17 protein-coding genes are annotated in these 21,907 nt (G+C 57.3%); 5 read left to right on the plus strand and 12 right to left on the minus strand.

Going from position 1 to position 21,907, the window contains the following annotated elements; genetic code table 11:
• Nucleotides 1-2: 2 nt before the first annotated feature.
• From ACTQY5_RS03350 to ACTQY5_RS03375, 6 genes are read right to left on the minus strand one after another with little or no spacing between them, the layout of a single operon-like run.
• Nucleotides 3-329, minus strand: coding sequence for a V-type ATP synthase subunit F (locus ACTQY5_RS03350; RefSeq protein WP_012937584.1), 327 nt, complete (start codon nt 327-329; stop codon nt 3-5).
• A gap of 26 nt (nt 330-355) precedes the next feature.
• Entirely contained in the window at nt 356-1,351 is a 996-nt protein-coding gene (locus ACTQY5_RS03355; protein ID WP_074705073.1) for a V-type ATPase subunit, read from the minus strand.
• Between the two features lies 1 nt (nt 1,352).
• On the minus strand, nt 1,353-1,961 hold the full coding sequence (locus ACTQY5_RS03360; RefSeq protein WP_330011903.1) for a V-type ATP synthase subunit E: 609 nt from the start codon (nt 1,959-1,961) through the stop codon (nt 1,353-1,355).
• Nucleotides 1,962-1,977: 16 nt separating this feature from the next.
• Entirely contained in the window at nt 1,978-2,454 is a 477-nt protein-coding gene (locus ACTQY5_RS03365; RefSeq protein WP_012937581.1) for a V-type ATP synthase subunit K, read from the minus strand.
• A gap of 14 nt (nt 2,455-2,468) precedes the next feature.
• Nucleotides 2,469-4,325 (minus strand): V-type ATP synthase subunit I, encoded by a 1,857-nt coding sequence (locus ACTQY5_RS03370; RefSeq protein ID WP_441368809.1) that lies wholly within the window; start codon nt 4,323-4,325, stop codon nt 2,469-2,471.
• Complete coding sequence (locus ACTQY5_RS03375) at nt 4,319-4,630, minus strand: hypothetical protein (RefSeq protein WP_441368810.1); 312 nt, start codon at nt 4,628-4,630, stop codon at nt 4,319-4,321. Before ACTQY5_RS03375 ends, ACTQY5_RS03370 begins: the two co-directional genes overlap by 7 nt.
• Before the next feature lie 415 nt (nt 4,631-5,045).
• Between ACTQY5_RS03375 and ACTQY5_RS03380 the strand changes: the two genes are divergently transcribed.
• Nucleotides 5,046-6,287 carry an aminopeptidase gene (locus tag ACTQY5_RS03380; RefSeq protein ID WP_441368811.1) on the plus strand — a complete coding sequence of 414 codons (1,242 nt, stop codon included), beginning with the start codon at nt 5,046-5,048 and terminating at the stop codon, nt 6,285-6,287.
• A 39-nt stretch (nt 6,288-6,326) separates the two neighbouring features.
• On the opposite strand, the gene ACTQY5_RS03385 is transcribed toward ACTQY5_RS03380, so the two are convergent.
• The 3 genes from ACTQY5_RS03385 to ACTQY5_RS03395 form a co-directional block, all read right to left on the minus strand.
• A complete protein-coding gene (locus ACTQY5_RS03385) occupies nt 6,327-7,721 on the minus strand; it encodes an NAD-dependent succinate-semialdehyde dehydrogenase (RefSeq protein WP_022487974.1) in 1,395 nt (464 codons plus the stop codon).
• Nucleotides 7,722-7,881: 160 nt separating this feature from the next.
• Nucleotides 7,882-8,673 (minus strand): 4,5-DOPA dioxygenase extradiol, encoded by a 792-nt coding sequence (gene ygiD / locus ACTQY5_RS03390; protein WP_022487973.1) that lies wholly within the window; start codon nt 8,671-8,673, stop codon nt 7,882-7,884.
• Between the two features lie 13 nt (nt 8,674-8,686).
• Nucleotides 8,687-9,670: an alpha/beta hydrolase fold domain-containing protein gene (locus ACTQY5_RS03395; protein ID WP_441368812.1), complete on the minus strand. Its 984-nt coding sequence runs from the start codon at nt 9,668-9,670 to the stop codon at nt 8,687-8,689.
• Nucleotides 9,671-9,842: 172 nt separating this feature from the next.
• Here ACTQY5_RS03395 and ACTQY5_RS03400 point away from each other — a divergent pair, with 172 nt between their 5' ends.
• Both ACTQY5_RS03400 and ACTQY5_RS03405 read left to right on the plus strand, forming a co-directional pair.
• A complete protein-coding gene (locus ACTQY5_RS03400) occupies nt 9,843-10,382 on the plus strand; it encodes a PadR family transcriptional regulator (protein WP_022487971.1) in 540 nt (179 codons plus the stop codon).
• Between the two features lie 141 nt (nt 10,383-10,523).
• Nucleotides 10,524-11,480: a M23 family metallopeptidase gene (locus tag ACTQY5_RS03405; protein WP_022487970.1), complete on the plus strand. Its 957-nt coding sequence runs from the start codon at nt 10,524-10,526 to the stop codon at nt 11,478-11,480.
• Between the two features lie 46 nt (nt 11,481-11,526).
• Here the strand turns inward: ACTQY5_RS03405 and ACTQY5_RS03410 are convergent, their stop codons facing one another.
• On the minus strand, nt 11,527-13,140 hold the full coding sequence (locus ACTQY5_RS03410) for a putative polysaccharide biosynthesis protein (RefSeq protein ID WP_441368813.1): 1,614 nt from the start codon (nt 13,138-13,140) through the stop codon (nt 11,527-11,529).
• A 121-nt stretch (nt 13,141-13,261) separates the two neighbouring features.
• Nucleotides 13,262-14,110: a carcinine hydrolase/isopenicillin-N N-acyltransferase family protein gene (locus ACTQY5_RS03415; protein ID WP_441368814.1), complete on the minus strand. Its 849-nt coding sequence runs from the start codon at nt 14,108-14,110 to the stop codon at nt 13,262-13,264.
• A gap of 226 nt (nt 14,111-14,336) precedes the next feature.
• Between ACTQY5_RS03415 and ACTQY5_RS03420 the strand changes: the two genes are divergently transcribed.
• Nucleotides 14,337-18,623, plus strand: coding sequence for an acyl-CoA dehydratase activase-related protein (locus tag ACTQY5_RS03420; protein WP_441368815.1), 4,287 nt, complete (start codon nt 14,337-14,339; stop codon nt 18,621-18,623).
• Between the two features lie 148 nt (nt 18,624-18,771).
• Complete coding sequence (locus tag ACTQY5_RS03425) at nt 18,772-19,893, plus strand: 5-methyltetrahydropteroyltriglutamate--homocysteine S-methyltransferase (RefSeq protein ID WP_154487511.1); 1,122 nt, start codon at nt 18,772-18,774, stop codon at nt 19,891-19,893.
• Between the two features lie 38 nt (nt 19,894-19,931).
• Here ACTQY5_RS03425 and ACTQY5_RS03430 read toward each other — a convergent pair whose 3' ends face one another.
• A complete protein-coding gene (locus tag ACTQY5_RS03430) occupies nt 19,932-21,821 on the minus strand; it encodes a YadA-like family protein (protein ID WP_441368816.1) in 1,890 nt (629 codons plus the stop codon).
• Nucleotides 21,822-21,907 lie beyond the last annotated feature (86 nt).

Here is a 21,907-nt window from a genome sequence, read left to right on the forward strand (position 1 = left end):
CCCTACCCTTCCTTGAATAGAATATCGGCGCCTACTGCTTTTTCCACATTTTCCCGGACACGCTTCATGCCCAGTCCCAGGGATTTGTTCCCGGCGGGGATGGGGATGATAGCGGGAAAGGTAGCGGTAGCATATTCTGCGATCACCGCCTGGGCCTTCTGGGCGGCGGTTTCCGTAATATAGATCACGGCATAGCCCCCATCGGCCAGACGGTGGATCCTGCGCTCTATCTGTTCCTGTTCTTCCTCGTAGAACACATCGAATCCTACGGCTTTGAAGATCATCACGGAGCTGGGATCGCCGATCACTGCAATTTTCTTTTTATCCATCTTGCTGCCTCCCATGCTTCCTGTGATCAGGCATAGACACTGGGCAGCTGGGGTTCAAAGCCGCCCTGGATGGCTCCGAAGATCATCCGCAGGGCTTCCGCTTCCGTTTCCCGGGCTTCCAGGTATCCCACGATGGGCCCCAGAGAATGGGTATCCCATCTGGCCCGGCGGAGGATCAGGCTCAGCCCCTCTTCCATCCGGCGGGCAATGACCCCCAGCTCATTGGTCTGTGCAAATTCATTGATGGCCTGGACCAGTTCCGCCCCATGGCTTCCCTGGTTCAGACGGGCCCCCAGCTGTTCCGGAGGCACATCCAGGCTTTCTTCGAACACCGTCCGGGGGATCTCTCCGCAGTCCACCAGGACCAGCCGCAGCTGGGACAGTTCCCAGTGGAGATTCTGGGCCCGGATCAGGCTGATGGTATTCAGGTAATCCGCCCACAGGGAAAAATACTTCCGGATGAAGCCGTCTTCCTTTTTCCGGTCCAGCACCGCCTTTGCCTGACGGAACATGGCTCCGTCCAGCAGGGCGCTGAGCCGGAAAGGATCCGCTTCCCGGGCCAGATCCCCTTCGATTTCGTTCAGGGTCTGGCAGTAGATGGGCGGCAGGTCTTCATAATATTTGGTCTGGACCATGTCCTTCAGCAGGTTCAGGTCGAAATTGCCTCCCTCCCGGAGGATGGCGTCCGCCTGGGTTCCCAGCAGCCGTGCCTTCAGCAGGCATTTCAGGTTGTGGGTATCCACCGGCAGCAGGAACAGACCGGTCAGTTCCGGATCCGGCGTCAGTTCCTGGATCCGTTTCCGGGTCAGCTGCATCTGGGCCCGGATGATCAGGTCGATTTCTCCCTGGGCCAGTTCCTGTTCCGTGGCCGTATTTTCCCCGTACCCGGTCTCCAGCAGCAGCTTCATGGCCGCCTTTGTGCTGTCGGCTTCCGCAATCCGCCGCAGCTGGGCTGCGGTGAGCAGATGGGTGGACAGGACGCTGATCCGGCCCAGAGCATATTCATAACTGGGCTGGGCCATTTTACTTCACCTCCGCGCCAAACAGGAGCTCTGCCACGCGGTATTCCTCCCCGGTCCGTACGTCTTCCAGCAGGGTGGCGAAGGAACCGTCATAATCACAGGTATCCCCTTCGATCAGCACCCCATCGGCGAAATCCGCCTCTTTGTCCGACAGGGCCAGTGCCCCTTCCCGGCCCTGGGCCTTCAGCTCACCGTTGAGCCGGGCCAGGAATCCGTTTTCATACCGGGGCCGGTCCTTGGCCGGTACCACCAGGGTTTCCCGGCCGGTAAGATCCGATTCCAGGATGATCCGCCCGATCAGATTTTCCCACTGTTCCCGGGGCAGGGCTTCCAGCTGCCCGGCAGCCTGATCAAAGGCTTCCTGGAGCACTTTCCGCTTGCTGGCCAGGTTCTCTTTCCGGCTCTGCAGCTCCGCGATCAGCTGCAGACGGCCGGCCGCTTCTTTGGCATCCACCTGGGATTTGGCCTGGATTTCCCGGACCTCTTCCCGGGCTTTGGCCAGGATCTGTTCCTTTTCCTTCCGGGCCTTTTCCTGAGCCGCTGCTCCGATGGCTGCCGCGTCCTGCTTCGCTTCTTCTTCTATTTTCTGAATGATTTTATCGCCAGACACGACGGGTCACCCTTTCTTATAATTTGATCCCGTTCACCATGATGAAGGAAATCAGCAGACTCAGCACGGCGTAGGTTTCCACCATGGCCGTCAGGATGATGCCTTTACCGGTTTCTTCCGGCCGTTTTGCCGTCAGATAGATGCCGGAGGCAGCCACTTTCCCCTGATAGATGGCGGACAGCAGACCGCCGATGCCCATGGGCAGTGCGGCAAACAGATAGGCCAGGCCCTGGAAGGTGGTCAGGTCTTTCACGTTCCCGTCAATGACCCCCAGGTTCAGGATGATGATGAAAGCGATCAGCAGCCCGTAAATGCCCTGGGTACCAGGCAGGGCCTGGAGTACCAGTACGTTACCGAACTTGTCCGGGTCTTCGCTGACCACACCGGAAGCGGCCTGCCCGGCGATCCCTACGCCGATGGCACTGCCAACCCCTGCCAGAGCGGCAGCCGTTGCTGCCCCGCCAAATGCCAGCGCTGTTCCTAAAGTAATCATAATGAAATCCTCCCTTATTTGGTAATGTCAGTATACTTGGTCCGGAGCGCCAAAGGCAGGAATGCCCGGCCGCCGGCTTCGTAGAACTTGCCGAAGAATTCGATGTACTGCAGACGGCTGCTATGCACGAAGGCACCCAGCACGTTGATGATGATGTTGAAGTAATGCCCTGCCAGAAGCACCAGGATGGCCGCCACAATGCCCACAGGACCTGCGCTCCAGAGCATCTGGGCCACGGTATTGATGACCATGGCGATGACCCCGGTGGCCAGTCCCAGAGCAAAGATCCGGGAATAGCTCAACAGATCGCTGAGATAACCGCTGATGTTGTACAGGGTCAGGAGACCGCCCAGGAGACGGTTCACGATGCCCTTCTTTTCCCGTCCCCCGAACAGGACGATGATGCCGGCACCCAGCCAGGCCAGGTACTTGCCCACAGGCCCCGGTACCAGTGCCATGAGGAAGAAGCCCAGGAACATGATGAGCCAGCTGATCTGGTCACAGACCGCTCCCATCACATCCCCATCCCGGAGCAGCATGTAGATTTTCACCACCATGCCGGCCACCAGATGGATGGCCCCCAGGCCGAAGCACAGCGCCAGCATCTTCAGGGGTTCCTTCATGGGGACGAACAGCAGAGGCTGCCATTCCAGGCCGAACCAGCCGCCGAACATGGCTCCCCAGATAATGGTGGAAATACTCCCGAAGAAAATCACCATGGCCAGCTGCCGGGCGAACCCGGTGGGCCGGAACTTCTTCAGGGCAAAATACAGCATCACGGTCAGCACCAGGCCGTAGCCTGCATCGGACAGCATCATGCCGAAAAAGATGAAGTGGAAGGGAGCCATGACCAGATCCGGATCGATGGAACCGGCTTTGGGCAGGGAATACAGTTCCACTACGCTTTCGTAGGGTTCCACCAGTTTGCCGTTTTCCAGTACCGTAGGAGGGATTTCCCCTTCTGCCGGATCTGCAAAGGTCAGCTGGTAGGCGTCGGTGACACTCTGGACCACCTTTTCCACCCGTTGGGTCCGGTCCTTCCGCACCCAGCCCTGTACCTTGAAGGCACTGACGGTTTCCACCCCGCCGTTCTGGAGACGGTCATGGGCGGCACTCAGCTGGTCGTAGTACAGTTCCACCTGCTGTTTCCGGGGGATGCTTTCCCGGGTTTCCTCCTTCAGACGGCTGATCCGTGCTTCCTTTTCCTCCGCTTCCTGGAGCAGTTCCTTCCGGACATCTGCCGCCAGGCCGCTGTGTTTGGGCAGCACTGCCTCGCTGAAATCATGTTCCTTCAGCAGATGCTTCACTTCACTGTCGGCCTCTTCATAAGCCAGCACCACCATGGCCTGCCCGTCCTGGGTCACCCCATACAGGCTCACATCCGCCAGGAGGCCGCTGATGGCCTTCTGGAATTCCGGCATTTCTTTTTCCGGCAGGAATCCCACATGGCAGCGGGTGGTTTCCGTAAAGCTCAGCTGTTCCAGGGGAATGTCCAGTTCCATCCAGGGATCCAGGCTTTCCGCCTGGGTCCGGAGGGCCGCCGCTTCACTTTCCAGGGAAGCGATCTTGCTGGCGGTGGTATCCAGTTTTTCCGTCAGCTTCCGGCCTTCCTGGGTCTCTTCCAGGAAATTCCCATAGGAAATGGTTTCTTTCTGAGGAAACAGGGGATTCTTGGCACCATTCTGGACCAGGAACTGGAGCACCTGACCGGTTTTATCCAGCTGGGCGCTGACTTTTTCTGATCCGGGCAGGGCCTTGCTTCCTGCTTCCGGTTCCAGCATCACACTCCCGTCCTTCTGGAGGGCCAGGAGCAGGGCATCGCGATCGGCTTTCAGGGCGTAGAGAGTCAGTTTTTGCATAGGGACTAACATTCGATCACGACCTTCTTCATAATATACTGGACTGCCCCATCCAGATTTTTCCGGGCCTCTGCCGCCTGGGCCTCATCCCGTTTCCGGTTTTCCGCCACCAGGGCATCGGCTTCCTGTTTGGCCTGGGCTTCTGCCTGGGCAATGGCCGCGGCCGCCTGTTTCCGGGCTTCCGCGATCAGGGCTTCTGCCTCTTTGTGGGCTTCCGTCTGGGCATCCCGGACGGTATTCCGGGCTTCCAGGGTGGCCTGTTTCTTCAGGTCATCCGCCTTCTGTTCCGCATTTTTGATGTCTTCCAGCATGGACATGGTATCACCACCTTTGCACAGGGAAGGCTGTGCCTTCCGGATTCCAATGAAAAATAAAATTGCGGTAACAATATAGTATTTCAACAAAAACAGAAAAATTCCTGCTGGTATACTATAGACCCATTATACTATACTGTATCTATTTTTGTAACATAAACTTTGTGGAAATTTAAGAGTTTTTCCTGACTTTGTTCCATTATCAAAAGTTTTTGTATCATTTGGTACAAATATAAAAAGAGGCGCTGCCTGCACAGCAGCCTTCTCAACGGTCAGCGGCCAAAAGAAATCCATTTCAGCAAATTGATTTTGAGCCAGTACAAACCGTAGGGGCGTTGGCCCCGCTCCCTTCCATTGGCCTGTTCCTGTTTTTCCGCTATAATAGATTCATACTAACACTGTAAAGGAGAGATTTTCCATGGATATACAAGAAACCCTGACCCGGCAGCTGCCTTTGTATGCCCGGGTGCTGGTGAAGAAAGGAATCTGCCTCCAGAAGGACCAGATCCTGGTGATCAACGCCCCGGTGGAGGCCAGTTCTTTCGCCACTCTGCTGACGGAAGAGGCCTATCGGGCCGGTGCTTCCCAGGTGGTGTTCAACTGGTACTGCAACGGCACCACCCGGCTCCGGTACGAATATGAAACCCAGGACAAGTTTGAATCCGTCCCGGGCTGGCGCAGCGAATTCAACCTGTACTACTACCGGAAGGGAGCGGCCTTCCTGAGCCTGATCTCCGCAGACCCCTATGCCATGAAGGGCATCGACCGGAACAAGATCATGGCCTGGCAGAAGGCGTTCCACCAGGCGGTAAAGGAGTATTCCGACGGGATGATGGCTTCCAAGACCAACTGGCTGGTGGCCGCCGTCCCCAGTACCGTTTGGGCCCGCCTGCTGTATCCGGATCTGCCGGAACAGGAAGGAAGGGACCGGCTGTGGATCCAGCTGCTGGATGCGGCCCGGTGCCTGGGAGAAGACCCGCTGGCGGACTGGGACAAGCATCTGGCAGAGCTGAAACAGCGGCGGGAATGGCTGACCGCCCAGCAGTTCACTGCCCTGGAATATAGAAACAGCCTGGGCACCCATCTCACCGTAGGCCTGCCAGACCGTCACATCTGGCAGGGCGGAGCCGAAACTACCGGCCGGGGCTTTTTGTTCAACGCCAACATCCCCACGGAAGAAGTCTATTCCGCTCCCCAGGCGGACCGGGTGGACGGGGTGGTGTGCAGCACCCGGCCTCTGGTGTACAGCGGCAATCTCATTGAAAATTTCCGGCTGTCCTTTAAAAACGGAAAAGTGGTGGAAGCCACTGCAGAAAAAGGAGAAGAAATCCTGAAAGACCTGCTGAAAATGGACGAAGGAGCCTGCCGGCTGGGGGAAGTGGCTCTCATCCCCTACCACTCCCCCATTTCCCTTATGGACAGGGTTTTCTACGAAACCCTCCTGGACGAAAACGCCTCCTGCCACCTGGCCCTGGGAGATGCCTACCCCACCTGTGTGGAAAAGGGAGCGGACATGAGCGAAGAAGAGCAGAAAAAAGCCGGCCTCAACGATTCCATGATCCACGTGGACTTCATGGTGGGCAGCCCGGATCTTTCCATCACCGGGATCCGGAAAGACGGCACCCGGGTGCCCGTGTTCGTGGACGGGGATTGGGCGTAAAAAAAGGGGGTGTGAAAAAATCACACCCCCTTTTAATTTTTACTTCCCGTGCCGTTCCCATACAGCCTGAGGAATGAACACCAGGTGCTGATTCACGAAGGTATCGAATCCGCTCCGGGACAGTTCGTGGCCGTAACCGGAATTCTTTACGCCTCCGAAGGGCAGTTCCGGCAGAGAGGTCCAGCCATGATTGATGAAGCTCATACCGGTTTCGATCCGGGCCGCCACCCGGCCTGCATGGTCCATATCACTGCTGAACACCGTGTTCCCCAGTCCATAACTGGAATCATTGGCCAAGGCAATGGCTTCCTCTTCGTTCCGGACTTTGTATACCACACCTACCGGGCCGAAGACTTCTTTGTTGTAGAGGGGATTGTCTTTCGTCACATCGGTCAGGATGGTGGGCATCACGAAATAACCGGGGCTCTCGATAGGCTGGTTCCCGTACACCACCCGGGCACCGGCCTGGACAGCCTGGTCAATGGCGGCCAGCACATCCCGCTTGGCCGTGGCGGAGGACAGAGGTGCCAGCGTGGTAGCCGGATCCATGGGATCCCCCCATTGGGCGGAAGCAAAGACTTCCGTCAGATCCTGGAGGAACCGGTGATAGTTCTTTTCCGTCACGATAAACCGTTTGGAAGAAACACAGACCTGCCCTGCATTGTACAAACGGGCGGCAAACAGCTGGGACTTCACTTCGTCCATATCCGCATCATCCAGGACAATGAAGGCATCGTTGCCCCCCAATTCCAGGGAGGAAGGCTTCAGGGCCTTTCCGGCATGTTCTGCTACAGAGGAACCTCCCCGTTCCGATCCTGTCAGGCAGGCTCCGGCCACCCGGGGATCCTCGATGATCCGGGAAACCTGATCATAGCTGGCAAACAGATTCTGGAAAGCTCCTTCCGGAGCCCCCGCTTCCCGGACCAGGGCTTCAAAGGCTAGGGCAGAGCCAGGACAGTTGGAGGCATGTTTCAGCAGCAGCGGATTCCCTATGATGAAGTTGGGAGCAAACACCCGCATCACCTGATAGAAGGGAAAATTCCAGGGTTCCACCGCCATGATCACACCTCGGGCCTGTTTCAGGATATAGGCTTTGCCGGCAGGGGTTTCCACCGGTTCCCGAGCCAGGAATCCATCCGCCTGGTCCGCATAATATTCGGCAATGGCGGCGCAGAGGGCCACTTCTCCCTGGGCTTCCACAAACAGTTTGCCCATGTCTTTGGTCATGGTTTCCGCATACCGGTCCAAATCCCTCCGGAGCAGTGCGGCTACCTGACGCAGGACAGCTTTCCGGCCTTCCACATCATTGTCTTGCTGCCAGGCCTGATATTGTCCATAGGCCCGTTCCAGGGCTTTTTCCACCCCAGCATCGGACAGATTTTCATAGGACTGGAGCACTTCATTGGTATAGGGGTAAATCGTCTGATAAGCCATCTTTGTTCCTCCTTTATTTTTTCAATTGTATTTATGCCGTTTACAGTTAGCCATATTATACGATATAGCTTCCAGAAGCGCAAGTATTTTTAAGAATTTTTATTAATTAAAAAGGAACTGTTGCATATGCAACAGTTCCTGCAGCAGCCCTGTATTCTCTTTATTTCTCCATCCCCCAGGCATACCCGGTCATAGCCATGGATCCCAGGTTGCAAACTTTGTTGAACACCTGGGCCCGGTCGCTTCCGGCGGCTCCCAGGCACACCAGAAGGGGCAGGTAGTGGTCCGGAGTGGGTACGGCATACGCCGCATCCGGATGGGATCCGAACCCGATCACCTTGTCCGTGTCTCCCTGGAGCACCGCTTCGGTAATATAGTCATTGAACCGGAGAGTGGCGGCAGAACCGCCCTTGTTGTCCCATTCCACTTCCCGGAGGTTGTGGACCACGTTGCCGCTGCCCAGGATCAGATATCCCTGTTTCCGGAGATCTGCCAGCTTCCGGCCCAGCTGAAATTCTTCCTCATGGGAAATATCCCCGTCCACGGACAGCTGGACCACGGGAATATCCGCCTTGGGGAACATATGCACCAGCACCGTCCAGGCCCCGTGATCGATGCCCCAGTCGTCATTGACGGCCACGGCGGAACCCAGCAGTTCCTGCACCTTCCCGGTCAGTTCCCGATCCCCTTTGGCAGGATACTTCACTTCATACAATTCCTTGGGGAAGCCGTACATGTCATAGATCTGCCGGGGTTCCGGGGCGCTCTGGACGAAGGTCCCGTGGGTGTACCAGTGGGCGGACACCATGAGGATGGCCTTGGGTTTGCCGAACTGCTTTTCCACGGCCCGGCCGATCCGGTCCATCCCTTCCGTGATTGCATTGTGTGCCAGGGCAATCATGGGGCTGCCATGGCCGGAAAACACCACCGGCATGATTTTCTGATCTTCCATGGTTTCTCTCCTTTTATTTCAGATACTTGTCAAAGAAATCTCCAATCACCTGGAGCACATTGTCCTGAACCCAGTACACGCCTCCATGGGCGGCTCCCGGAATCTCATACCGTTCTGCCGGAACTCCCTTGGCTTTCAGGGCCTGGTACAGCAGGTCCGTCTGGCCCGGGGACACCACTTTGTCCGCCGTCCCGTGCATCAGCAGCATGGGGGCGCTGTTTTTCCCGATATAGGCAATGGGGTTGGCTGCTTCCGTGGCTTTGGGATCGGCGCTGACCCCGCCGTCTTTTCCGCCGAACACCGGGCTGCCATTGATCCACAGGGCTTCCGTGGCTCCGGCGGACTGATGGAGCTTCTGGTTTTCCGGGCTGTAGTCCATGCCCACCCGACTCAGGTCGGAGAGCCCGTAGAGATCCACGGCACAGTTCACCTGGCTGGATTCCTGGAGATTTTCTCCTTTGTCAAAGGTCCTGGTGCCGCTGGTGGTCCCTGCAAAAGCGGAGAGATAACCCCCGGCGCTGCCTCCCACGATGCCGATCCGGTTTTTGTCGATGTTCCATTTGTCCGCATGGGCCCGAAGATACCGGATGGATGCCTTCACATCTTCCAGAGGTTCCGGGAACCGGGCGGTGGGCGCCACCCGGTAGGTAATGCTGGCTACCACATAGCCTTTTTCCGCCAGGTAGTTCCGCAGCTGGACCCCGTTGTCCCGGTTGGCGTTGATGAAGCCCCCACCGGTTACAAAGACGATGGCGGGCATTTTCTCTTTTTTCTGGGGCTGGAGCAGATCCATGGCCATGGGCACATTGGGATAGCCCCGGGTGGGCACCTGTTCATAGACCACACCGGAAATCTGCTTCACTTCCGTTTTCACCGGAGTCACCTCCAGGATCTTGCTGGCATAATGCTCTGCCCCTTCTGCCCCGGAAAATCCCGTCATGCCCAGCAGCAGCAGACTGGACAGCACCAGCCGGCTCATTTTTCCTTTCATTTTCATAAAACTGCCTCCCTTGCTCGCTCTCAGACTGTCTTCCTCCTGCTGAAGGAAAACATGTAAATATTTACATATTTTGGTTGTCACGAGTGTAGCATGTTGGCAGACAGGCTGTCAATATGCCTGGATGTCCTTTTTTCTATGATATAATACAACGGAAGAAAGGAGCCCTCCCATGACGAAAGAAAACACCCTCCAGTATGTTCTGCTGGGCCTTTTGGCCAAGCAGGATCTCACCGGCTACGACATCAGGAAGATCTTTGCCCAGGAAGTGGGAGACTTCTGGAGCGCCCGTCACAGCCAGGTCTATCCGGAACTCCGGAAGCTGGAAGAAAGTGGACAGATCACCAGCTATACCGGCACCGTGGGCACCAAGCTCCAGAAAAAATACTACCGCCTGGCCCCTTCCGGCCGCCAGCGGCTTCGGGACTGGCTGGCCCAGCCTTTGGGCAGCATCATGCCCACCCGGGACGAATTCACCATGAAACTGTACCTGATCCGCAGCCGGAAAGATCCCCAGCTCCGTCAGCTGTTCCTGGAAGACATCCAACGCCACGAAGAACGGCTGGCCCACCTCCGGCTCCGCTGGCAGCTGCTGTTCCCCACCCAGGAAGACCGGGAAAAAGAATACGGCCACGCCCTGATCCTCCAGGAAGCCATCCAGCGGGAAACCCGGAAGCTGGAGTGGGAAAAGAAGCAGTTGGCGGAGATTTAACAATTTGTAAATTTTTTGGGGAAACGGTTGAAGGCACCGGATTTTCGCGATAAAATATTGACCCGGTAGTCAAGATGTGCAGAACAATCGAAGAGTTGTACAGGACGTGCCGCCGGCACGTCCTTTTTGTAAGGAGCAGGTATGGAGAAAAAGGAACTGACGGATAAATTGAAAGGAATCAAGGGGATCCTCCCTTCCGGGCACCTGGTGGGAGCCGGTTTTTCTTTCCAGTGGAAAGATGCAGACGGGCAAATCCAGGAATTCCATGCAGGGCCCAAGCTGCTGGTGGGCTTCTGCGGTGCCTTCCTGGCCAGCCTGATGGGGCTGGCGGTGTGTGCCGGGCTGCTGTTCAAGGCCTGGGACGAACAGACGGAACTGGCCAACTACCGGGCGGACTATGGGGTCTATACGGAACGGCTGGCCAAGCTTATGGATGACAACGAAAAGCTCCAGCGGGAACTGGCCCAGGTGGTCCAGGTGGAAAACGCCGTCCGTCAGAAGCTGGCCAAGGACGGAGTAAAAATCGGAGAAGATGCCGTGGACAAAAAGTCCAAGGAACTGGACAAAGGGGGCCAGGGAGGCTCCACCACCGCTGACCAGCTTTCCGTACTGGAAGTCCAGGATGAAATCAACTGGAAAAAGCTGGCCTACAAGAAGGAAAACCTCACCAACATGCTGCTGGCCCTGTCGGATACCGGGGACGGCACCTACGGCTGGCCGGTGAGCGGCGGAGAAATCAGTTCCTTCTTCGGGCTCCGGGCAGATCCTTTCGGGAACGGCAGTGATTACCATCCCGGGGTGGACATCGCCGTGGATTACGGCACCCCCATCAAGGCATCCGCTGCCGGAACGGTGGAAGATGCCCAGTGGAACGGGGGCTACGGCCGGTTCGTCAGCATCAATCACGGCAACGGGCTCACCACCTGCTACGGCCACATGAGCGCCATCGCCGTCCAGCCGGGCCAGACCGTACGCCGGGGAGACATCATCGGCTACGCCGGCAGCAGCGGCTACAGCACCGGCCCTCACGTGCATTTCGAAGTGCGCCAGAACGGGAGTCCGGTGAATCCGCTGAATTTTGCAAGGCCGGTGGGATAAAAAAGGAGCTGTGAAGAAATGAATCCTCATTTCTTCACAGCTTTTTTTATAACAACTTCAATTTCTTCCCCACCATCACCATTCTCCTTCCCAGGAAGGGGATCTGGTTCAGTTCTTCTTCGGGCATGGTCTTCAGCACCAGCAGCAGGATGCCGTAGACGGGCACGGCCACGGCCATGCCGCCCAAGATGCTCCAGGCACCCCAGTTGGGCACCAGGGCCAGGAAGCCTTTCACCGCCGCTCCCATGACCAGGGCAGCCAGGGCGGTTTTTCCCAGCTGCTTCAGTTCCAGGGAGAAGCCGGTGTACTTTTTAATGAAGAAAAGGTTCAGGATGGCGGCGATCCCGATATCCGCCACAGTGGCCCAGGAGGACCCCACGATTCCCAGGGTGGGGGTCAGGTTCCAGTTCAGGAGCACTTTGGAAGCCGCCGCAATGATCATATTGATCACCGGGATCTTGGTCTTCCCCAACCCCTGGAGGATCCCGGTGCTCACCTGATGGAGCCCCAGGAGGAAAATGGCCCAGCTCATGGTCTCAATGGAGGGCCCGGCCTTGGGGGCGTTATAAATCAGGGCCGCCACCCGTCCTCCCAGTACATGAAGGCCGATGCTGCAGGGAATGGTGATTACCGCCGCCACGGAGAAGGCCGCCGCCACTTTTTCCCGGATCCCTTCCCTGTCTTCCAGCACCCGGGATTCACTGATGGCAGGCACCAGACTGATGGACAGAGCCGCCGTCAGGATGGTGGACATGTTGATGAGAGGCACCGCCATGCCGGTGAGATACCCGAACAGAGTGGTGGCTTCGGACATGGACCAGCCTCCCACCATGAGCCGCCGGGGCACGATCATCATGTCCAGGTTGGACACAATGGGCAGCATCAGGCTGGACATGGATACGGGCAGGGCCAGGGCGATGAGCCGGCGGATGATTTTCCCGGCCGGTTCCTGTTCCGCTTCCGGCACCTTCTGTTCCCCTTTGGGGAAGAATTTGTGCTTCAGCCGGAGGTAGAACACCTGGAGGAGCAGGAGGCCGCACAGGGCCCCGGCCCCAGCCCCCATGCTGGCCCCGGCTGCCGCATAGGTGAGACCGTAGGGCATCAGCAGATAGGAAAAGGCGATCATGGTGACCACCCGGACCAGCTGCTCGGTGATTTCCGAACAGGCGGTGGGAGTCATGATCTGCCAGCCCTGGAAGTACCCCCGGAAGCTGGAAAGGAAGGTGACGAAGAACACCGCCGGTGCCAGGGCGATGATGGAATAGTAGGCCCGGGGATCCGGGATGATCCCGGAAGACACCAGCCATCTGGCCATCACCAGCAGGCACAGGGAGAAGAACAGCCCGGTGCAGAACAGCATCCGCAGGGATACCCGGAACACCCGCTGGGCCCCGGTATAGTCCTCCTTGGCCACTTTTTCCGCGGTGATGATGGAAATGGCCACCGGGATCCCGGCGGAAGAAACGGTGATGGCCATGAGATAGATGGGGAAGCCCATCTGGTACAGACCAATGCCTTCGCCCCCCATGACCCGGGAGAGGATCACCCAGTTCAGGGCCCCGATCACCTTCACCACGATGCTGGAAATGGTGAGAATCAAAGTACCCTTCAAAAATTTTTTCGTCTTGCTGTTGCCGGAAGTTTGTCCTTGCTGTTCCATACTGCCCTTCCTTTATCGGTTTCTGCAGGAACCCCGACGGGTCCGCCGGGCTCCTGGGATTTGCACTGTAATTGTATTATTTTATCATATTTTGGCAGGTTGTGGGCATTTCTCCCATGGATCAGGGAAATAAATGTTCTCCATCCAGCTGATACTCATCCTCCCTTCCCTGGTCTCCGGGGCTGTAGCGGATCTTGACAAACACATCCGGCCGGGCTCCCGGATGCAGCCACACCCCAAAAGCAGCAAGGGTCTGAGGTCCGTCCGGCCGGCTGCCCAGCCGCCAGATGCTGTTGTCCGGTCCTTCCGCCTTGTCTTGGCTGAAGCGGATCAAATCTTCCAACACATACGGGGTCTGCTGGCTTGCCAGCAGTTCTTCGATCCGGCGGTACCGGTGCCGAGCCGAAACGCCCTCTTTCAGATTCAGACGCTGGAACTCCGGGCTCAGATAAAAATTGGTATGGGAAAGGGTACCGTTGCTGACCCGGCGCACAGCCACCTGGTCATGATCCCCCACTTCCACCCAGGCCAGTTCAGAAGCATCTGCCAGCAGCAGGAATTTGGGACCTCCCAAATCCGTACCCCTGGCCAGCGCCTCTTCTACTGTGGCACAGCTGCCCAGAAGTTCTTTCAGCGCCCCCTTTCCCCAAGGCCCCATGGCCAGCCGTTCCTTTCGCGGGATGCTGCTGGCAGATGCTGAGAACACCGCCAGGCCGGCTTCATTAACCCCGCCTTTGAGAGCCATATGGTTTTCCGCTCCCCCATAGATTCCATAATACCGGTATAAAGGTCCCTGGGCCAGCCGCATTTCCTGATATTCCGGCCGCCAGTCCCGATTCTTTACAAGCAGACTTCCCCCTCCCAAGACCCGGCTCCCCTGAGCTCCGAACAGGGTACATCCCCAGGCGGCAGCCGCCGGCAACCAGGCGGCCAGGCAGACTGGGAGAAGTTTCCTTACTGAAATTCCCATGATGGATTCCTTCCCTTTCTTTGTTTTCTGTCATTGTATCACAATTATCCTTTCAGGGCCTTATGCCCCCAACACCGGGCTTGGAGGGAATCCTCTGCCCCCTTCACTCTGCACTGCGATAAGGGTTTCATTCAGGACCTGCTGCCACATACCCTATGTTGGATTAACCACTGGAGTTCTCCGGGATTTGTGCTATAATTAAATACACTTTAAGATGAGGTGCATTATGAGTACGTATCGTGTAGGTTTAGACATCGGGTCCACCACGTGCAAAATCGTCGTGCTGGACAATCATTCCCATGTGGTGTTTTCCCGCTACAAGCGGCACCAGGCCAATGTGGCTGGCGTTTTGCGGGAAGAACTGCAGACTTTGCGTTCCCAGATCGGAGCCGCCAGCCTGAAGCTGAAGATCACTGGTTCCGTGGGCATGGGGGTGGCGGAAAAATTCAATATTCCTTTTGAACAGGAAGTCATCGCCGCCACCAAATTCGTCAAAGCCAAATATCCGGACGTGGCCACCCTGATCGACATCGGCGGCGAAGACGCCAAAATCGTGTATATTAAAAAAGATGGCAGCTGTGATCTGCGGATGAACGGGAACTGTGCCGGCGGCACCGGGGCCTTCCTGGATCAGATGGCTGTGCTGTTGGGGATTCCCATCGAACAGCTGAACGGGCTGGCGGAAAAGGCCCAGCACGTCCACTACATCGCTTCCCGCTGCGGAGTTTTTGCCAAAACGGATATCCAGAACCTGCTGGCCAAGAACGTGAGCCGGGAAGACATTGCCATTTCCATTTTCCATGCAGTGGCGGTCCAGGTGATTTCCACCCTGAGCCACGGCTGCACCATCGAGCCCAAGATCCTGCTCTGCGGCGGTCCTTTGACCTTTATGCCCGCTCTGCGGAAGGCTCTCATGGACTGTCTCCAGATCCCCTATGTGAATTTCGTGGTGCCGGACAACGCCAACCTGATTCCGGCCTACGGCACTGCCCTCAGTGCGGCAGACGCTCCTTCCATCACTTTCGACCAGCTGGTGGAAAAACTGGAAAGCGCTCCCAAAGTGGCCGTCCGGTCCGATGACATCCTGCCTCCCATTTTCAAATCCCCGGAAGACTATGCCGCCTGGAAAAAAGCCAAGGAAGCGGACGCCATCCAGCTGACCCCTCTCACCCCGGAAACCGACGCAGTCTATGTGGGCATCGACTCCGGCTCCACCACCACCAAGCTGGTGGTTACGGACCCGGAAGACCGGATCCTGTACACCCATTACGGGCCCAACAACGGGAATCCCATCGGCGCCGTCCAGGAAGCCTTCGAAGCGTTCTATGCAGAATGCCTGAAGGTGGGAGCCAACCCCCGGATCCTGGGAAGCTGTTCCACCGGCTACGGGGAAGACCTGATCAAAGCCGCCTTCGACCTGAAGACCGGCATCATCGAGACCATCGCCCATTATCTGGCCGCCCGGAAAATCCACCAGGACGTTTCCTTTATCCTGGACATCGGGGGCCAGGACATGAAGGCCATTTTCGTGGATCACGGGGTCCTGAACCGGATGGAACTGAACGAATCCTGCTCCTCCGGCTGCGGCACCTTCCTGGAAACCTTCGCCAAGGGGCTGAACTATTCCGTCAGCGACTTTGCCAAACTGGCCTGTGAAGCCAAGGAACCCTGCGACCTGGGTACCCGGTGCACGGTGTTCATGAACTCCAAGGTAAAACAGAGCCTCCGGGAAGGGGTCACTATCGGGGACATTTCCGCCGGTCTGGCCTATTCCGTGATCAAGAACTGCCTGTACAAGGTACTGAAGCTCCAGAACACCCATGACCTGGGGAACGACATCGTCCTCCAGGGAGGCACCATGAAGAATGATGCGGTGGTCCGGGCCTTCGAACTGCTGACCGGCACCACTGTCCACCGGAGCAACATCCCGGAAATCATGGGAGCCTACGGCTGTGCCCTGTTTGCCCGGAGCCGGGCGGAAGGGGAAGCCACCCTGGACGACATGATCCATGTGGCCAACTACACTGACAGCCAGCTCCAGTGCCACGGCTGCGAAAACAACTGCCTGATCAAGAAGTACAACTTCAGCAACGGCAGCATCTATTATTCCGGGAACAAATGTGAGAAATTCTTCACCAACAACGGGGAAGACCACAAGCCCGGAGAAAACATCTACGACTACAAATACAAGCTGCTCTTCGACCGTCCGGTAAACGAGGATGCCCAGCGGGTCATCGGGATCCCCCGGTGCCTGAACATCTACGAGGATTATCCCTTCTGGCATGCCCTGTTCACCACCTGCGGCCTGAAGGTCCAGCTGTCCGATCCCTCCACCTTCAAGAACTACGAAGGCGGGATCCACGATGTGATGAGCGACAACATCTGCTTCCCGGCCAAACTGGTCCACGGCCACATCAACAACCTGATCCGGAAGCGGGTGAACCGGATCTTCATGCCCTATGTGATCTACGAACGGCAGGATGACAAGCGGCAGCTGAACAGCTACAACTGCCCGGTGGTCTCCGGCTATTCCGACGTGATCAAAAGCGTGGTGAACACGGAGATCCCCATTGATTCCCCGCCCATCAACTTCCAGGATGAATCCCTGCTGAAGAAGCAGATCCGGAAATACCTGAGCTACATCGGCTTTGACCGGTTCACCGCGGACAAGGCCCTGAAGGCGGCCCTGAAGGCCCAGGAAGAATACGGCCGGGCCATCAAGGCAAAGAATGAGGAAATTCTCCGGAAAAGCCGGGACAATAAACAGCTGACCATCCTGCTGGCAGGACGTCCCTACCATACGGACCCCCTGATCCAGCACAAACTCAGCGAATCCATTGCAGCCATGGGCATCAATGTGATCAACGAGGACCTGGTCCGGGATGACAGCACCATCACCATCGATGATTCCTATCTGGTCCGCCAGTGGGCCTACATCAACCGGATCTCCAAGGCTGCCGACTGGGTGGCCCGTCAGGACAACAGCGTCCACTTTATGGAAATGACCTCCTTCGGCTGCGGCCCGGATGCCTTTCTCCAGGACGAAGTCCGGGGCATCCTCCAGCGTCACGGGAAGGCCCTGACCCTGCTGAAGATCGACGATGTGTCCAATATCGGCTCTCTGAAACTGCGGGTCCGGTCCGTGGTGGAAAGCATCCGGTACAACCGGGATGCCAAATTCACTTCCACCCCCTTCGAACAGCCTCCCCGCTTCGAAAAGAGCATGCGGGACTACACCATCCTGGCTCCCTATTTCACCCCCTTCATTTCCCCTCTGATCCCTTCGGTGATGAAGAATGCAGGGTTCCATGTGGAAACCCTGCCGGAAAGTACCGTCCAGAGTGCGGATCTGGGGCTGAAGTTCGCCAACAACGAAGTATGCTACCCGGCCACCCTGGTGGTGGGAGACTTTATCCGGGCTCTCCAGTCCGGGAAATACGACCCGTCCCACACGGCAGTGGCCATTACCCAGACCGGCGGCCAGTGCCGGGCCTCCAACTATTTCGGTCTCATCAAGCACGCCCTGATTTCTGCCGGGTTCAAGGACACCCCGGTGCTGTCCCTGGCCACCAGCAAGAACATCCAGAACGACCAGCCGGGGTTTGAACTGAACTGGCTGAAAATCGCCAAGATCACCGTTTCCACCGTGCTGTTCTCCGACTGCCTGGCCAAGTTCTTCAATGCCTCCGTGGTCCGGGAAACCGTAAAGGGCAAAGCAGAAGAACTGAAGGACAAGTACCTGGATCTGGCCAAGAAGGAAATCGAAGCCAACAGCTCCAGCGGCCTTCTGAAGCTGCTGAAGGAAGCGGCGGCGGAATTCAACGACCTGGCCAAGCCGGATGTGCGGCTGCCCCAGGTGGGGATCGTAGGGGAGATTTACCTGAAGTTCAACGCCTTCGCCCATAAGAACATCACTGGCTGGCTCATGGAGCATTCCATCGAAGTGATGCCGCCTCTCCTGACACCCTTCTTCATGCAGGCCTTCGTGAACCGGATCACCAACCGGAAATTCGGCCTGGAACGGCACCATATGCCCAATGTGATTGCCGATGTGCTGTACATGTGGGTGAACAAGCAGGTGAAGAAGTTCAACGAGATCGGGGAAGAATTCCGATACTTCACTCCCATCGAGGACATTTTCGAACTGGCCAACGACGGGAAGAACATCATCAACATGGCCGCCCAGTTCGGGGAAGGCTGGCTGCTGCCGGCGGAAGTGGTGAACTTCGCCAAGCACGGCATTGAGAATGTAATCAGCCTCCAGCCTTTCGGCTGCATCGCCAACCACATCATCTCCAAGGGGATCGAAAAGAAGATCAAATCCCTCTATCCCCACATGAACCTGCTGAGCCTGGACTTCGACAGCGGGGTCAGCGACGTGAACGTGACCAACCGGCTGCTGCTGTTTGTGGAGAACATCCGCACCAGCGCCGCCCCGGCTCCCGCTCCCAAAGCAGAAAAGAAAAAAGGCTTCTTCGACGAGAATCTGGCGAAGAGGGAGATCATGATTTAAAGAAAAGGCCTGCTGCCGGCGCAGCAGGCCTTTTTTGTTATTCCCAAAATCTATAGCAACCGGTTGTTTTTCTGCATTATCCAAATCCCTATGCGTATGCTATACTTTTCCCATGAACAAAATGTGAATGATGTGGGAGGATATATTCATGACTGTAAAGAACAAACCGCCTTTTCGGTATGATATTGTAGGGAGCTTTCTGCGGCCGGCTGCTTTGAAGGAAAAACGGGAGGCTTTTGCCGCCGGGACCATCACTGCCGCTGACCTGAAGGCTGCGGAAGACGAAGCCATCCGAGACCTGGTGGCCAAGGAAAAAGAAGTTGGACTCCGGGCCGTTACCGACGGGGAATTCCGCCGCCGGTACTGGCACTTGGATTTCCTGACGGAACTGGAAGGAGTTACGGAGATTTCCGCAGAAAACTGGTCCGTCCATTTCAAAGGGGCCCAGCCCAAAGCCCGGACTGCCAAGATCACCGGTCCCATCAGCTTCGGCAGCCACCCCTTCCTGGACCATTTCCGGTTCCTGAAGGAAGCCGCCGGGGACACCCTGGCCAAAATGACCATCCCCTCTCCCAGCATGCTGCACCTGATCTGCTGCGTCCGGGAAAAACACTATGAACCCATTCCCCAATACCAGGACCAGAACCGGCTGTTCACGGACATTGCCCTGGCCTACCAGCAGGCCATCCGGTCCTTCTACGCTGCCGGCTGCCGGTACCTGCAGCTGGATGACACCAGCTGGGGAGAATTCTGCGACGCAGACAAGCGGAAAGCCTATGCAGAACGGGGCTTTGACCTGGATGAACTGGCCAACCACTATGTGGATATGATCAACCGGGCCCTGGAAGCCAAACCGGAGGACATGACCATCACCATGCACATCTGCCGGGGGAACTTCCGTTCCACCTGGTTCTCCAGCGGCGGCTACGAACCGGTGGCGGAAACCCTCTTCGGCCGTTGCCATGTGGACGGATTCTTCCTGGAATACGACAGCGACCGGGCCGGAGGCTTCGAACCTCTCCGGTTCATCAAAGACCAGCAGGTGGTCCTGGGCCTGGTGACCTCCAAGACCCCGGAACTGGAAAAGGAAGAAGACATCATCGCCCGGATCCGGGAAGCGGAAAAATACGTACCCCTGGACCAGCTGTGCCTGAGTCCCCAGTGCGGTTTCTCCTCCACCGAAGAAGGGAACCTTCTGACGGAAAAAGAACAGTGGGCCAAGCTCCGGCTGATCCGGTCCATTGCGGAAAAAGTCTGGGAAGATGCATGAAAACAAGGGGCTGTTGCATACGCAACAGCCCCTTTTCCTTACCGTTCTTTTGCAGTCAGCTGATCGATCAGGGCACTCTGGCGGTTGACGATGGCTTTCAGTTCTTCCACATTGCTGCGGAGGATGCTGATTTCCCTGGCCATGGCCGTCTTGGAGGTGGTCACTTTGCCTCCTTTGCCCAATTTGAAGGTGACTCCGGCATTGACCATATTCTCGCCTCCGCCGAAGGAGCCTCCCACACTGAACATCACATCTTCCGTGGGCCGGTAATAGGCCCCGATGGCCATGGCATGGGCTCCTGCATAATTGCCGTATCCGGCGGCAAAATCCCATTTGTCATCCGGATCAAAGTCCAGGGGCTGGAGAGCTGCCAGCGCGGCGGCCCCGGCACCCACCCGGTTCACCCGGGCATCCAGTTTGTTCAGAGAGTTCCCCAGTTGGGTAATGTTCTGCCGATTTTCCTGGACCATCTGGTTGGTGGCGTGAAGCTGGCTGCCGTTCACTGCATCTGTAGAGGCAGCCGACACTTCACCAGGTGCCAGTCCCGTAATGGACAGACCTTTCATATCCATACCCTTTCCATCCAGCACCGGGCCCTTTTCCCCGATGGTCACACTGTCCACCTTGATGTCCGGTTTCAGATGGATGTGGATTTTGTCCACAGTCCGGCCATTTTCGACTGTAGTGGAACTGGAAGCCGTATGGATGTTGTCCCCGCCCAGTACCTTGACGGTGCCCCCGTCGTTGAGTTTGGCGGTATTCCCATCGTCGGTGGCAAAATCCACCTCGTTGGCCACGTAGCCTACATGGACCGGACCTCCGTCGTCAGTTTCCGGTTCCGCCACCGCCCGCAGGGCAGCTCTGGCCGGTCTGAGTTCCGGCTCATCCTGGGTGCCGGGAAGCTCACTGGGGTCGGACAGGATATGTACCGTTCCATGTTCGTTGCTCAATCCGTTGAGATTGGCCTTGATGGTGTATTCCGTTCCCCGTTTCTCCACAATGATCCCTTCTCCGGCATGGATGGAGATCCGGGCATCGCTCATGGCTTCCTTCAGCTGGGCTACGTTCACGGCATCCGTATCTTCCGTACCGGCAGCCAGGTTGATGATCTGCCGGGTCCGCTGGGGAATCGGCCTGCCGTTTTCATCCTGATCCTGAGGCCCAGCTCCTACGGACACGGCGCCCCACGAGGACTGCCAGGCAGGAGACGAATCGACCATCTGGCCGTATACGGGATGGTAGCCCTGCCAGCCCGCTTCCCGGTCGGCCACGGATTCCATGCCCAGAGCCACGGACCCGGAGGCAACAGCACGGCTCAGGATACCGGCTGCCGTTCCCCCTTCTCCTTCTGCCTTACTGGCAGCTCCCACCGCCGTCCCCCGCAGGCCGGCTCCACTGGCATACCCCAGGGAAGTGGCAAATTTCTCAGTGGCTTTGCTGAAGCCGCCCAGAGCTGTGGAAGCCAGTCCGGAAGATTCAGAATAGGCCCCTACGGCGGTGGAATGATTCCCGGCCGTTCCTCCTTCGCCCATGCCATTGGCCATGATGCCGATGCTGGTGCTGATTTCTCCTTTGCTCTTGGCCTGCTGCCCCAGGGCCACGGCCCCTTCTGCAGTGGCTTCGGAATAACTGCCTACCGCTGTGGTGTACATGCCTACAGCATGGCTCTGTTCCCCAATGGCAATGGCATTGGTGCCATTGGCTTCTCCCTGGGACCCGGTGCCGATGGCAATGGCATCCAACCCTGTGGCCCGGGATCCGTTCCCTACGGCCAAAGCCCGTTCCCCTTCTGCATGGGCATCATTGCCCAGGGCGGTTGCCCCCATGGTCCCATCGGCATAAGCCCCGGCCCCTACTGCCAGGGAATCGGTTCCCTTGGCTCCATCATTGAGATAATTCCGGTCCCGGTTACCGTCTTCCGGGTTCACTTGGAATTTTCCGTATTTTATTTTTCCTCTTCCTGTCATACCAGCAGTCGTACGTACAGCTGTCCTCCTTTTCTTTAATCAATCCT

It is taken from the genome of Acidaminococcus sp. HCP3S3_H5 (assembly GCF_052122235.1).
In the GTDB taxonomy this organism is placed as follows: Bacteria; Bacillota; Negativicutes; order Acidaminococcales; family Acidaminococcaceae; genus Acidaminococcus.